The sequence below is a fragment of the Rhodococcus rhodochrous genome (genome assembly GCF_014854695.1).
GTDB lineage: Bacteria > Actinomycetota > Actinomycetes > Mycobacteriales > Mycobacteriaceae > Rhodococcus.
The window spans coordinates 5,242,000-5,255,452 of sequence record NZ_CP027557.1; the positions used below are offsets into that span (position 1 = coordinate 5,242,000).

A 13,453-nucleotide genomic window follows, 5' to 3' on the forward strand; every position below is an offset into this window, starting at 1 on the left:
CCGCAACGGTGCGGTCAGCGCCATTCGATGACCCGGTCGAGGAGTTCGGGGATCCGCTCCTCGCAGTAGTCGTTGATGTCCTGTTGGTGCTCGTGCGACAACCGATGAGCGTCCTCGGGACGGCCCTCGATGATCGCCGCCGCGATCTGACGGTGCGCATCGAAGAAGTCGTCGTGTTTCGGAGACAGGTCGATCGCCGCGAGCACCTGTTCCCGGAAGATCGCCGACATGGCACTTGCCGACGTGCTGAGCACGAGGTTGCCGCTCAGCGCGTAGACCGTCTCGTGGAACTGAGGTGTGGCGCGCCAGATTCCGCGGGGCCGAACGGCGTCGTCGATCTCGGTCTCACCCTCACCGAAGGTGGCGAAGAGCTGGTTTCGCGCCTGCTCGGGATCGGAGCGTCGGGCGGCGAGGTCGGCGAGCCACGGTTCCAGGGCGACCTTCGACTCGGCGAGTTCGCGGTAGGTCGCCCCGGCAAGCCGGTAATACAGTGCCGACGTGCGGCCCAGGTCCGAGGCGTCCACCGCGGCCATCACCGGCCCGCCGCCCCGGCCCTGCTTCACGACCACGAGTCCCTGCGCCTCGAGCAGCCTCAGCGCTTCGCGCAGGGTGGTCCGGGCGACGCCGTAGTTCGCCATCATCGTGACCTCGGAGGGCAGCACATCTCCCGGCTCGACGCCGTCCTCGATCATCGCCTCGACGATCTCGCGGGCGAGCACCTCGGCGAGTTTGAGCGGACGCATGCGAGGCGGCAGCGGCTTGAGCAACGTCCGGTTGCCCCGCTGCACGCGCTCACCTTCGACTCCGGTCGCGTGTTTCATGGGTCCACTCCTCGCCTCGAATTTCCTGGGTGCCCACCCAACGTCTCACGCGTTGAGCGCGACCTGTTCCAGGAGGTCCGTGAAATTCTTCTCGGCGTCGGCACGGCGGGTGGGCACGTGCTCGCTGGGAACCTCGCGCGGCTCGTACTCGCGCATCAGCAGCCGGGCCACGGTGACCTTGTGCACCTCGTCCGGGCCGTCGTACAGGCGGGCTGCGCGGGCGCGGCGGTACATGTATTCGAGGGGCAGGTCGGACGAGTAGCCCAGAGCGCCGTGGATCTGGATCGCCCGGTCGAGGACGTCGTAGAGCACCCGGCCGCCCCAGAACTTGATCAATCCGATGTCGAGGCGGGCATCGCTGTAGGGCCGGCCCTCGTCGTGGAGGCGATCCATCCGCCAGGCCGCCTGCAGGGTGAGCAGACGCGCCGCCTGCATCGCCGCATACGATTCTGCGACCCAGTCCTGGATCATCTGCTTGTCGCTGAGCAGCGAGCCGTGGGCCGTGCGGCTCACCGCACGCTCGCACAGCATGTCGAAGGCCCGCTGGCTCTGGCCCAGCCAACGCATCGCGTGGTGGATCCGGCCGGGTCCGAGGCGGCCCTGGGCCAGGGCGAATCCGCCACCGCGTTCACCGATCAGGTTTTCGCGGGGGACTCGGACGTCGCGGTAGATCACCTCGGCGTGTCCGCCGTAGTCGTCGTCGCGGACGTCCGGCTCGGCCATGGTCGGGATGTTGCGGACGACGTCCACGCCTGCCGTGCCCGCGGGCACCAGGATCATCGAGAATGCCTTGTGCGGACGGATGTCCTCGCCGAACTCGGTCCGGACCATCACGATGTGGAAGTCCGCCAGCGCCGCATTGGTGATGAACCACTTGTGGCCGTTGATCACCCACTCGTCGCCGTCGAGGTGGGCGGTGGCCGCCATCAGTTTGGGGTCGGCGCCGGCTCCGGGTTCGGTCATCGAGTAGCAGGAGGTCAGCTCGCCGGCCAGCAGGGGCTCGAGGTAGTCCTTGCGCTGCTGTTCGGTGGCTCCGAGGGCCAGCAGTTCCGTGTTTCCGGAGTCGGGGGCGTTGTTGCCGAAGATGTGCGGAGCGAGGTGGGACCGGCCGAGGATCTCGTGCATGAGGCCGAGTTTGACCTGGCCGAAGCCGGCACCGCCCAGCGACGGCGGCAGGTGGGCGGCGAACAGGCCCTGATCCTTGACCTGCTGCTTGAGCGGCTGGATCAGGCGGAGGTAGTCGGCTCGCCCTTCGCGGCCGCGGAAACGCTCACCGAGCGTCTCGAGGGGAAGGATTTCCTTGTCGACGAACTCTCGCATCCAAGCGAGCTTCTCTTCGAAATCCGGATCGGTCGAGAAATCCCAGGCCATAGCGCGCGGTCCTCATCGGTACGGGTGGCTGAGCGCCACAAGCAAATTCATGCCGTCCCGCTCGACGGCTGAAAACAAACGTACACAAAACCTCCAAACATGTCTATGTTTAGATAGAACCTCTTCTCCATGCGCCTTACCCGACCCATCCGGAGGCCCGAGCATGAATCTGACGACGATCCTGGACATGGCCAACGCCAGCCATCCCGACCGCAACGCCCTCGGCTCGTGGTACGGCGGTACCACCTACCTCGAACTGGGCGAGAAAGCCGCGCACGGCAGCCGCGTGCTCACCGACCTCGATGCAGGCACCGTGGTCTTCCTCGGGATCAACGGGCCGATCCTGCCTGTCCTGACCTTCTCCGCCGCCTGGGCGGGAATACCGATCGCCCCCCTCAACTACCGACTCCCCGGCGACCAGCTCCTCGCCCTCGTCGGACGACTCGAACGCCCCGTGGTCGTCGCCGACAACGACTATCTGCCCACCTTCGCCGGGAGTAGCATCACCGCGATGTCCGTCGACGAGTTCGAATCCCGGCTCGCCGCCACCGAACCTTCGGCCGCCCCCGCGGAAGTCGACGAGGATGCCGTCGCTGTCGTCCTCTTCACCAGCGGAACCACCTCGGCCCCCAAGGGCGTGCTGCTCAAGCACTCCAACCTGGTCTCCTACGTGCTGCAGACCGTCGATCTCGGCAGCGCCGAGGCGACCGACGCCGCCCTCGTGAGCACTCCCCCGTACCACATCGCCGGTATGGGAACGATCCTCACGAACGTCTATGCGGGCCGGCGCATGGTCTACCTGGCCGACTTCTCCCCCGCCGGATGGCTCGACCTGGTCCGCACCGAACGGATCACCAGCGCCATGGTCGTCCCGACCATGCTCGCGCGTATCGTCGAACACCTCGACGGAGCCCCCGCCGACACCCCCGACCTTCGTTCCGTCGCCTACGGCGGGGCCCGGATGCCGCTGCCCGTCCTCGAGCGCGCGCTGACCGCCTTCCCCGACACCGGTTTCGTCAACGCCTACGGCCTGACCGAAACCAGTTCGACGATCGCGCTTCTCGGACCCGACGATCACCGCGCCGCGATGGCCGACGACGACCCGTCCGCCCGGGCACGGCTGACCTCGGTCGGACGTCCCGTGCCCGGAATCGAAGTCCTGATCCGGGACGAGAACGGAAACGCCACCGCCCCCGGCGACACCGGTCTGCTCTGGGTCCGCGGTGCCCAGGTGTCCGGTCACTACCTGGAACAGGGCTCCGTGCTCGACGACGAAGGCTGGTTCCCCACCAACGACCGGGCTCGCCTCGACGAGGCCGGGTACCTGTTCATCGAAGGACGAGCCGACGACACGATCATCCGCGGGGGCGAGAACATCGCACCCGCAGAAGTCGAGGATGCCGTCCTCACGCACCCGGAGGTCTCCGAGGTCGCCGTGGTGGGCCTGCCCGACGACGAGTGGGGCGAACGCATCGTCGCCGCGGTGATCCGCACCCCCGGCAGCGACCTCGGTGCCGACGAGGTGCGCAGCTGGGCACGCAAGCAGGTGCGCGGATCCCGCACCCCGGATGACGTCGTCTTCGTCGACGACCTGCCGCGGACCCCGACCGGCAAGGTCGTCCGGCGACAGTTGATCGCCGAACTGACCGAGATGTCCACCGCCACGGCAGGAGCACTGTGATGTCCGGTCCGCTCAGCGGCGTGCGGGTCGTCGAACTCGCCGGTCTCGGACCCGCCCCGTTCGCAGCGATGATGCTCGCCGATCTCGGGGCCGAGGTCGTCCGCGTGGACCGGCCCGGCCGGCAACCGCACCGCCCGCACACCGACGTGCTCAACCGCAACCGCAGCCACATCGTGCTGGACCTGAAGAAACCGGAGGGCGTGACCGCCCTGCTCGACCTCGTCGACCGGGCCGATGTCCTGCTCGAAGGCTACCGGCCGGGAGTGGCCGAACGACTGGGCTTCGGGCCGGACGTCTGCCTCGACCGCAACCCCCGGCTGATCTTCGGCCGGATGACCGGATGGGGACAGAGCGGACCGCTGGCCCACACCGCCGGACACGACATCGACTACATCGCACGCACCGGGGCACTGCACGCCGTCGGCCGAGCAGATGGACCACCACAGATCCCGCTCAACAGCATCGGCGACTTCGGCGGCGGCGGAATGCTGCTGGCGTACGGCGTCGTCACCGCCCTGTTCGAGCGAACGAACTCCGGCCTCGGACAGGTGGTCGACGCCGCGATCGTCGACGGAGTCGCAGCGCTGATGGCGATGCAGTACGGCTTCATCGCCGACGACTACTGGCGCGACGAGCGAGGCGTGAACACTCTCGACTCCGGTGCTCCCTACTACGACGTCTACGAAACCTCCGACGGACGCTGGTTCGCGGTCGGCGCCGTCGAAGCCCAGTTCTACGCGCAGCTTCTCGACGCTCTCGAACTCACCGGGCTACCCGACCGCACCGACCGTGCGAACTGGCCGGTAATCCGCGAAGCCTTCGCGAAGCGCTTCGCCGAACGCACCCGCGACGAATGGACGAAGGTCTTCGAGAGCGTCGACGCATGCGGTGCACCGGTGTTGTCCCTGCTCGAAGCACCCCACGACCCGCACAACATCGCACGGGAGGTGTACCTGGACATCGACGGCGTCGTGCAAGGTGCACCGGCACCGCGGTTCTCCCGTACCCGCCCGTCCGCGGTCCGTCCGGCGGGCTCACCGGGGCGGGACACCCGGGCAGTCCTCGAAGCCTGGGGCGTAACGGATCCGGAGAAACTGATCGCGTCCGGAGCGGCGGTCGACGACTCGGCGTGACGGTTTGCGGTGCACATCACACCGCGATCCCATTGGACGGCATTTCGCCATTCCCCCTCGAACACCTCGCTGAATAGATTGCAGATCAACAGATCAGGCGACGCCGAAGCGAGGTGCTCGAGGCGATGGACACGACAACGTCCGCAGATTCGGCCGTGGTGGAGATACGCACTCTCCGAAAGAGTTTCCAGCGCAGGGACGGTGCCACGATCACGCCGGTCGACGACATCTCACTCGAGGTTCGTGCCGGTGAGTTCGTGGTGCTGCTCGGCCCGAGCGGGTGCGGCAAGACCACCCTGTTGCGCTGCGTCGCGGGGCTCGAACAACCCGACAGCGGCGAGATCGAGATCGGCGGAAAAACGGTATTCTCCTCCGCCCGCGGCATTCTCACCCCGCCCGAGCGGCGCTCGGTCAGCGTCGTCTTCCAGAGCTACGCGCTGTGGCCCCACCTGACGGTGTTCAAGAACGTCGCCTATCCCCTGCGTCGGCGTCGTCTCGGCACCGCCGCCGTCGCCGAGCGCGTCGCGCAGATGCTCGAACTGGTCGGCGTCGGACATCTGGCGCAGCAGTATCCGGGTCAGCTCAGCGGCGGTCAGCAACAGCGGGTCGCACTGGCCCGGGCGCTGGTGGCCGGCAACGACCTCGTCCTCTTCGACGAACCCCTGTCGAACGTCGATGCCAAGGTGCGCGACCAGCTTCGCGGCGACCTGCTGGAGATGCAGCAGGAACTCGGCTTCGCCGCCCTGTACGTCACCCACGATCAGACCGAGGCGATGGAACTCGGGCATCGCATCGCCACGCTCCGGGACGGCGTGGTCGAGCAGCTCGCGCCACCGCGCGAGGTCTACCTGCGACCGGCCAACCGTTACGTCGCCAACTTCGTCGGCCGGACCAACGAGTTCGACGGGCCCGTCACGCAGGTCTCCGGCGAGACCATCGAGTTCAAGTCCGCGATCGGACCGATGGTCGGCATGTCGAGCCGCGAATTCCCCGTCGGCGCACACGTGCTCGGGGTCGTTCGGCCCGAGGCGATCCGGATCACGGACACCGCCCCGGCCGCCGGGACCAACGTCCATTCCGGCACTGTGCGTTCAGTCGTCTTCGGGGGCGCTCAGGTGCGGATCCAGATCGACCTGGACGGCGCCTCGATCGAGGTGTGGCGTCCGAGTGACACCCCCGCCCCCGAACTCGGTTCCACCGTGTGGATCGACTTCGACGCCGGAAATTGCTGGCTCATGGACGGCACCGAACTGAGTCCGGCTGTCGGACAGGACGACCGGTGAGCGCCCCGTCGCCGGTTGCAGATCGTCCCGCTCCCCTATCCGGGACGGAACCCGAGACGACCGCACCGCAGCGGTATGCCCGCTGGGCACAGCAGGTTCGGCACCGGCCATTGCACGCGATCACCGCCGCGGTCACTCTCGTGCTGTGCGCCCTGTTGCTGTATCCGCTGGTCATCATGATCTGGCGGACCTTCGTACTCGACGGCGACGTGATCGGCTTCGACGAGTTCGAACGCGTCTTCACCGACCCCCGGACGCGATCGGCGATCGTCAACACCGCGATCATTCTGTTCACCGCGGGCCCGCTGGCCCTGGTCGTCGGTGGAATGCTCGCATGGTTGAACGAACGCACCGATGCGCGATTCGGTATCGTCGGCGAACTCCTGCCCATCGCCTCGCTGCTGGTGCCGCCGATCGCCGGATCGATCGCGTGGACCTTTCTGCTGTCGCCGAACAGCGGGTTCGCCAACGTACTCATCCGCGACGGCCTGTCCGTTCTCGGTATCCAACTCGAGGACGGTCCGTTCGACGTCTTCAGCTGGTACGGAGTGATTCTCGCGTACACGGCCTACATGGTTCCGTACGCCTACCTGCCGCTGGCGGCATCGCTTCGTTCCCTCGACCCGGCGCTGGAAGAGGCCGCCCGCATGGCGGGTTCGTCTCCGCTCCGGACCTTCGTCACGGTGACGCTGCCCGCCGTCAAACCGGCCGCGCTGTCCGCGGTCTTCCTCGTGACGGTCGTCGGTCTCGGAATCTATTCGGTTCCGAGCATCCTCGGCACCAGATCCGGTATCGACGTGGTGTCCACCCGCATCGTGCAGGCGATGAAGTTCTCCTATCCACCCGACACGCGCACTGCCCTGCTGCTCGGCCTTGCGATGCTCGTGGTGATCGGTGTCGTCTGGATTCTCCAGTCCCGCAGTGCCCGCAGCAGCAACTTCGCGCGGATCTCGTCGCGTGGACAGTCCGATGCTGTCGTGACACTCGGCCGGTGGCGTCCGGTCGCTCGCATCGGCATGCTCGGCTACCTGCTGATGATGTCGGTGGTGCCGTTGTCTGCGATCCTGTTCGTCTCGCTGCAGCGTTACTGGACCCCGGACGTGAAGTGGGACGAACTCGGCCTGCACAACTATCGCGCTCTCCTCGCGAGCAGCGGGCCCGCCGGCGAAGCGCTGCGCAACAGCCTGTGGCTCGGCGTGGTGGGTAGCGTCATCGGTGTTCTCGCAGCTGTTTTCGCTGCGCTGTACCTGCACCGCAGTACGGCGTGGCAGGCGCGGGTGGCCGACGGCGTCCTCAAACTGCCCGGCAACATGTCGCACATCGTTCTGGCCGTCGCATTCGTCCTCGCCTTCGCCGGTGACCCCTTCCGGCTCGGGAACACTCGCTGGCTGCTGCTGATCGCTTTCATCGCGGTGTACCTCTACCAGGCCGTGTTGCAATCGTCCGACGCGTTGTCCCGGGTCGGCAACGACCTGATGGATGCCTCGTACACCTCCGGCCACGGGGAAGGCCGCACTCTGCGTTGGGTGACGCTGCCGCTGATGGCGCCCGGGCTCGTCTCCGCCGGGATCCTGTTCTTCGTCCACATCATCGGGGATGTCAACGCTGCCGCAATCCTGGCCGGGTCCCGTAATCCCGTCGTCGGTTCGACGCTCGTCGACCTCTACGAAGGCGGCGATCACGCTCAACTCGCAGCGCTCGCAGGCATTCTCAGCCTGATCTCGGTGCTGTTCGTGCTCACCGCCCTGTCGCTCGCCCGGTTCCTCGGCCGCCGCCGATAACTCCACGCGGCCCACATCTCAGAGAGGTACAGTCCCATGCCTTCATCGATCCGACGCCGACTCCACCTCGTCGGCGCCCTCAGCACCATCGCCCTGCTTCTCGCTGCCTGCGGTGAGAGCACAGGGGAGGGCCCCACCGAAGCGATGGACTCCTTCGACGCGATCGTCGAGGCAGCGCAGGAGGAAGGCAGCGTGGTCGTCTACAGCGCCTACAACGCCGAGCTCACCCAGAGCCTGGCCGACGCGTTCGAAGACGAGTACTCCATCACCGTGCAGGTCGTCCGCCAAGCGAGCGCCGACCTCAACGCCCGGTTCGCCGCCGAATCCGAAGCCGGATCGCTCGGCGCCGACGTCCTGTGGCAACCCGACCCGGTGTTCGCCGGAGACGTCGCCGAGAAGGGGTGGCTGGCACCGCTGGATCCCGCGCAGATCCCCAATCTGGAACGGGTCGATGCGGCCGAGCAGACCGAGTACACCGTGCCGGTGCTGGAGCAGCCGTGGGGCATCGCCTACAACACCGACCTGGTCACAGGGACCCCTCCGACTTCGTGGGAGGACCTGATCACCGGTGACGCCATCGCACGCGGATTGCTGGTCGCTGCACCGCAGAACAGCGTCGCCACCGCCGGTGTCTACAACTTCTGGCTCGACACCTTCGGCGAGGAGTTCTTCACCGAACTCCAGCAGACCCAGAACTACTCCATGGGTGATTCGGTCAGCAACGCCATTCAGCAGGTCGCGGCGGGCGAGGTGGGCGCATTCGTGCCTGCTCCGCTGAGCACGGTGTCGACGGTGCAGAAGGCGGGGGCGCCCGTCGAGGTCGTCGTCCCGGACAACACCACCGGCTTCGCGATGCTTGCCTCCATCAGCGGCACCGCCCCCAATCCGAACGCGGCCCGGTTGTTCGTCGAGTTCCTCCTCTCCGATTCCGGACAGGCGATCGCGGTGGGTGATCTCGCGGTGCCGGTCGTCGAATCGGTGACCACCGGAGTGTCGCGTCCGGCCGAGTACGTTCCCACCGACAACGTGGCGACCAGTTCCCGCCTGGACGAGATCGTCGAGCTGGTCACGCCGTGACGGTGGGATCGATCACCTTCGGGGTGAAGCTTCCCAATCTCAGCCCACTCGCGTCGCGCGACGCGATCCTGACGACGGGAACGACCGCCGAGCGACTCGGATTCGACGCGGTGTGGGCCAGCGACCACGTCGTCTTCACCCCGACCACCGAACACGATCACCCGGATCGGCGTTTCCCCGTCGGGTTCGACACGCCGGCCGTGGATCCGCTGATCGCGCTGTCGCTGGTGGCCGGCGCCACCGAGCGGGTCGAACTCGGCACGTCCGTCCTGGTGCTGGCCAACCGTAATCCGGTGGTGGTGGCCAAGTCCTGGGCGTCGCTCGATCTACTCGCTCCGGGACGTGTGGTGGCCGGTATCGGTACCGGCTGGCAGGAGAACGAGTTCCAGGCTCTCGGTGCGGGTGAGAGGTTCCGTCGGCGTGGCTCGGCAACCGCGGAGTTCATCGACATTCTGCGGACCTGCTGGAGCGACCCTTCGGACGGATTCAGCGGTGAGTTCTACTCGTTCGGTCCACTGTTCTTCGAACCACGTCCCACGAAGGAGATCCCTATCCTGCTGGCAGGTCGCACCTCGCGCGGGTTGCGCCGCGTCGCGAGCCACGGCGACGGCTTCCACGGCACGAACCTGAGCCCGGAGGCAGCGCGGGAAGCGATCACGCGCATCGAGGAATACGCGGTGGAGTATGGGCGCGAACATCTCTCGCGCCGGTACACCACGCTGTGCGAACTCGACCTTCGCGACCGCCCGGTCCGTCCGGACGAGGATTACGACGGCATCCACCTGGTGGGTACACCCGAGCAGGTCGCCGAACGCGTCCGGGCGTTCGCCGCCGCAGGCATCGCACACCTGGCCCTACGGGTGCGGGCGCTGTCCGGCAGTACCCGCAAGGAGGTTTCGAACGAGCTGTCGGTCTCCGCCGGAACGGAGCAGCTCGAACGGTTCGAGGCCGAGGTCACGCCGCTCCTCGCGTGAGCTTCCGGCTTCGGCCGAGTCATCGGATCCCGATACGCACCGAGAGTGATCGCTACTGGCGACCCGTCTGCCACTTCATTCCCATCGCGGTATCGGTGCCCAGTGTGCAGCGGTGCGCCATCCGGTACCGAGCTACGGGCGACAGTTCGAACCGTTCGGAAGCGAGGTGGTGAAGAGCAGTCGTGCTGCGCGGGTGATCGTATGGCGGATGTCGGTGATGTTGGCAGGATCGGTCGTCAGGTCGAGCAAGCAGGTGGTCAGGACGTGACCGAGGACCAAGGCTCGATCGTGGTCGTCGGTCCAGTCGGGGTCGGCGAGGGCGGCGCGGACCAATTCGGTGAACAGGGGGCGCCAGACCCTGATGCCGGGTCCGTCGCCGGAGTGCACAGAGTTCATCCCGGCTTGCAGCAGATTGCGGTCTTCGGCGGCCCAGTCGATGAATTGGGAGAACGCAGCAGCAATCCGGTCGGCGGACTCGGCGCCGGGATCGACCGGTAATCGGGCGAGGCGCTCGAGGGTGCCCAGGGCCCAGTCCGCCATGAGGTACTGGATCAGGCCGTCTTTGGACCCGAAGTAGCGGTAGACGGTGACCGGAGTGGTACCGGCCTGGGCCGCGACCTCGCGGATCGTGACGCCCTTGTAGCCGTGCTGGGAGGCCATCATGCGGGCGGCCGCGGCGATCTCGGCGCGGCGCGCGCGTTCGGCGGGCCCGAAATCGCGAATCACGCGCAACGAGTCACGGGACTCACGCAGCAGGGAAGCAGTGTCATCGACCACCACTGGAGGGTATCGCAAGACCGGAACACGTTGTATAACACGTTATACAACGTGCGAAAGGACGGTGCCGCCGATGACCACTGCCGATGTGTTCTCTGCCGATGTGTTCTCTGCCGAGGCATTGCAGGACCCCTATCCGCTGTTCGAGCGATTGCGTAACGCCGGGGATGTGCATTTTCTGGCTGATCAGCAGGTGTATGTGGTGCTCGGGTTCGATGCGATCCGCACCGTGCTGGCCGATCCGCACACCTATTCGAGCAATCTGGTCGCGGTGTTGTCGGCGGCGTCGGGGTCAGCGACCGTGTCGGTGGCCGAGGCCGGGGCCGGGGTGGATGTGCTGGCGACCGCGGATCCGCCCGCGCATACGGCGCAGCGGGCGCTGGTGATGTCGCGGTTCAGCCCGCGGGCGGTGGCCGAGACGACCGAGCTGATCGATGCTGCGGTCGCTCCGGCGGTCGCCGGGCTGGTTGCTTCCGGCGGCGGTGACTGGATGACCACGGTCGCCCACCGGGTCCCGGTGCAGGTGATCGGTGAGCTGATCGGGCTCCCGCGCAAGGACCATCAGCGCCTCGCAGCCTGGTCGGACGCTGCGATCGACTTGGTGTCCGGTGTCGCCAGTCCCGAACGCGCGGGGCAGGCCGCGCTCGCGGTGCTCGAATTCGCCGGCTATCTGGGCGAGTGCCTCGACCAGGCCGGCCCGGACGCGGACGCGGGGGTATTGGGCAGCGTCGCCGCGGCGGTCGCGGCGGGAACCCTGACCCGTGATCAGGGAGCGATGCTGCTGGTGCAGCTGGTCACCGCGGGCGCGGAATCGACCACGAGCCTGCTCGGCACCGCGGTACGGCTGCTGGCCGACGACCCGCAACTGCAAGCCACCCTGCGCGCCGAACCCGACCGGATCGGTGCGCTGGTCGAGGAAGCCGTGCGCATCGAGAGTCCGTTCCGCGGCCATTTCCGCGTCACCACCGCCCCCACCCGCCTCGCCGGTGTCCGCCTCGAACCAGGCGCACGACTGATGTTGATGTGGGGCGCCTCCAACCGCGATCCACGCATCTTCGACCGCCCCGACCAGGTCGACCTCGACCGTGTCCAGCCGAAACTGCACCACAGCTTCGGCCGCGGCATCCACTTCTGCCTCGGCGCCCACCTTGCCCGCAAAGAAACCACCCAAGCCGTACGCGCACTGCTCGCCGCGACCTCCACCATCTCGCTCGACGGCACCGAACCCGTCTACGTCCCCAACCTGATGGTGCGTCGCCTGGCGCACCTGCACCTGTCGCTCACCCCGGTCGACTCCAGGCCGGGTTCGTCCTGATCCGGCTGCATTTCGGAGCACACCGACTGCGCGGACACCCGGGTGGCGTGGTCGATCTCCCTCGCGGTGAGCCGTCGGTCGAGCACGCCCGCAGGGACCGTGTACGTCTTCGCGAGCAAAGGGGGTGCACCTTCCCACCCGGCCTGGTACTACAACCTCACCACCGCCGGTCGAGCGGAGGTCGAGATCGGCACCGAGACCTTCGAAGTCACGGTAGAAGAGATCACCGGCGCCGAACGCGACCGTATCTATGCCGAACAGGCTCGCCGCTACACCGGCTTCGCCGAGTACGAGGAGAAGACCCGCGGGGTGCGCACCATTCCGGTCCTCGCTCTCCACCGAAACTGACATTCCGGTTCGACAATCGACATCCCGCCCGAGAGAACCGGACGCACACACCTCGGTGTCTTCGACCCCGCTGAGCGGGGTCGGAACCACCGAGATCCCGCCGGCACGCGCCGACGGGATCTCCGTGACCGGCCACCCGGGCCGGGACGACTTCTGGGGTAGGCCTACTTACGCCCCGCCTGCCACTGCATGCCCCACCCGAACGCGCGGTCGAGGTCGGACTGGCTGCCGTCGATGTACTGCACGAGACGCTCGACGGTGATGCCCTGCCCGGTGTTCTGCAGCATCGCGATCGCGCAGATCCGCGCGCCGTTGTTCGGCGAGTCCAGACGCACCTCGATCTGCGGCCCCGACGGCGGGGTCAGGGTGACGACGCCGTCCACGGCAGCCCAGTTCGGCGCGCCCTCGTAGATCATCGCGAAGATCAGCACACGCTTGAACAGTTCGGGGCGTTCGAGGTTGACGGACATGTTCTCGCCGCCGGTGTTCGAGCCGGTGCGGTCGTCACCGTCGAGGTGGATGTACGGCGGGGTGTTCAGCGCGCCGAAGCTGTTGCCGAGCGCCTGGATGACACCTTTCGATCCGTCGGCGAGTTCGAAGAGGCAACCGAGGTCGAGGTCCACACCACCGCTCGCGCCGGTGAGCTTGGCGAGGAAGCCCTTCTTCTGCTCACCGCGCGACCAGTTGAGGTTCACCCGCGTGACGCCCTGCCCGGACCCGGCCTTCGACAGGCTCACGGTGGGCGATTCCTTGGTGAGGTTGATCTTGCTCAGGTTGACGCCGCCGGCGTTCTGCTCGGGCTTCTTGTTGTAGTCGATGGCCATGTCGAGCCTTTCGTCGGAGTTGCTGCGCGCGGTTGCGCACGGGATGGGAAAGCGATGGGAGCCCCCGA

Annotated in this window: 11 protein-coding genes and 1 pseudogene; 8 read left to right on the top strand and 4 right to left on the bottom strand. The window is 67.2% G+C overall.

Annotated features, from left to right (window positions below; translation table 11 throughout):
- Nucleotides 1-14 precede the first annotated feature (14 nt).
- Nucleotides 15-821 (bottom strand): FadR/GntR family transcriptional regulator, encoded by an 807-nt coding sequence (locus C6Y44_RS23945; protein WP_120280809.1) that lies wholly within the window; start codon nt 819-821, stop codon nt 15-17.
- A gap of 45 nt (nt 822-866) precedes the next feature.
- Entirely contained in the window at nt 867-2,192 is a 1,326-nt protein-coding gene (locus tag C6Y44_RS23950; RefSeq protein WP_159417226.1) for an acyl-CoA dehydrogenase family protein, read from the bottom strand.
- A gap of 163 nt (nt 2,193-2,355) precedes the next feature.
- Here C6Y44_RS23950 and C6Y44_RS23955 point away from each other — a divergent pair, with 163 nt between their 5' ends.
- From C6Y44_RS23955 to C6Y44_RS23980, 6 genes are all read left to right on the top strand, one after another.
- On the top strand, nt 2,356-3,873 hold the full coding sequence (locus tag C6Y44_RS23955; RefSeq protein WP_159417225.1) for a class I adenylate-forming enzyme family protein: 1,518 nt from the start codon (nt 2,356-2,358) through the stop codon (nt 3,871-3,873).
- A complete protein-coding gene (locus C6Y44_RS23960; protein WP_159417224.1) occupies nt 3,873-5,006 on the top strand; it encodes a CaiB/BaiF CoA transferase family protein in 1,134 nt (377 codons plus the stop codon). Before C6Y44_RS23955 ends, C6Y44_RS23960 begins: the two co-directional genes overlap by 1 nt.
- A 125-nt stretch (nt 5,007-5,131) precedes the next feature.
- Nucleotides 5,132-6,289 carry an ABC transporter ATP-binding protein gene (locus tag C6Y44_RS23965; RefSeq protein WP_159417223.1) on the top strand — a complete coding sequence of 386 codons (1,158 nt, stop codon included), beginning with the start codon at nt 5,132-5,134 and terminating at the stop codon, nt 6,287-6,289.
- Nucleotides 6,286-8,070, top strand: a complete 1,785-nt coding sequence (locus C6Y44_RS23970) for an ABC transporter permease (protein WP_159417222.1) — start codon at nt 6,286-6,288, stop codon at nt 8,068-8,070. Before C6Y44_RS23965 ends, C6Y44_RS23970 begins: the two co-directional genes overlap by 4 nt.
- Before the next feature lie 36 nt (nt 8,071-8,106).
- Nucleotides 8,107-9,147 carry an ABC transporter substrate-binding protein gene (locus C6Y44_RS23975; protein WP_159417221.1) on the top strand — a complete coding sequence of 347 codons (1,041 nt, stop codon included), beginning with the start codon at nt 8,107-8,109 and terminating at the stop codon, nt 9,145-9,147.
- Nucleotides 9,144-10,121, top strand: coding sequence for a TIGR03619 family F420-dependent LLM class oxidoreductase (locus C6Y44_RS23980; RefSeq protein ID WP_159417220.1), 978 nt, complete (start codon nt 9,144-9,146; stop codon nt 10,119-10,121). Before C6Y44_RS23975 ends, C6Y44_RS23980 begins: the two co-directional genes overlap by 4 nt.
- A gap of 132 nt (nt 10,122-10,253) precedes the next feature.
- On the opposite strand, the gene C6Y44_RS23985 is transcribed toward C6Y44_RS23980, so the two are convergent.
- A complete protein-coding gene (locus C6Y44_RS23985; protein ID WP_159417219.1) occupies nt 10,254-10,898 on the bottom strand; it encodes a TetR/AcrR family transcriptional regulator in 645 nt (214 codons plus the stop codon).
- Between C6Y44_RS23985 and C6Y44_RS23990 the strand changes: the two genes are divergently transcribed.
- Nucleotides 10,885-12,213, top strand: a complete 1,329-nt coding sequence (locus C6Y44_RS23990; protein WP_192378593.1) for a cytochrome P450 — start codon at nt 10,885-10,887, stop codon at nt 12,211-12,213. The genes C6Y44_RS23985 and C6Y44_RS23990 overlap by 14 nt on opposite strands.
- Nucleotides 12,214-12,309: 96 nt before the next feature.
- Nucleotides 12,310-12,561, top strand: a pseudogene (locus C6Y44_RS23995) (nitroreductase/quinone reductase family protein); the annotation flags it as partial.
- A gap of 164 nt (nt 12,562-12,725) precedes the next feature.
- On the opposite strand, the gene C6Y44_RS24000 reads toward C6Y44_RS23995, so the two are convergent.
- Complete coding sequence (locus C6Y44_RS24000) at nt 12,726-13,385, bottom strand: TerD family protein (protein ID WP_120283782.1); 660 nt, start codon at nt 13,383-13,385, stop codon at nt 12,726-12,728.
- Nucleotides 13,386-13,453: the final 68 nt, after the last annotated feature.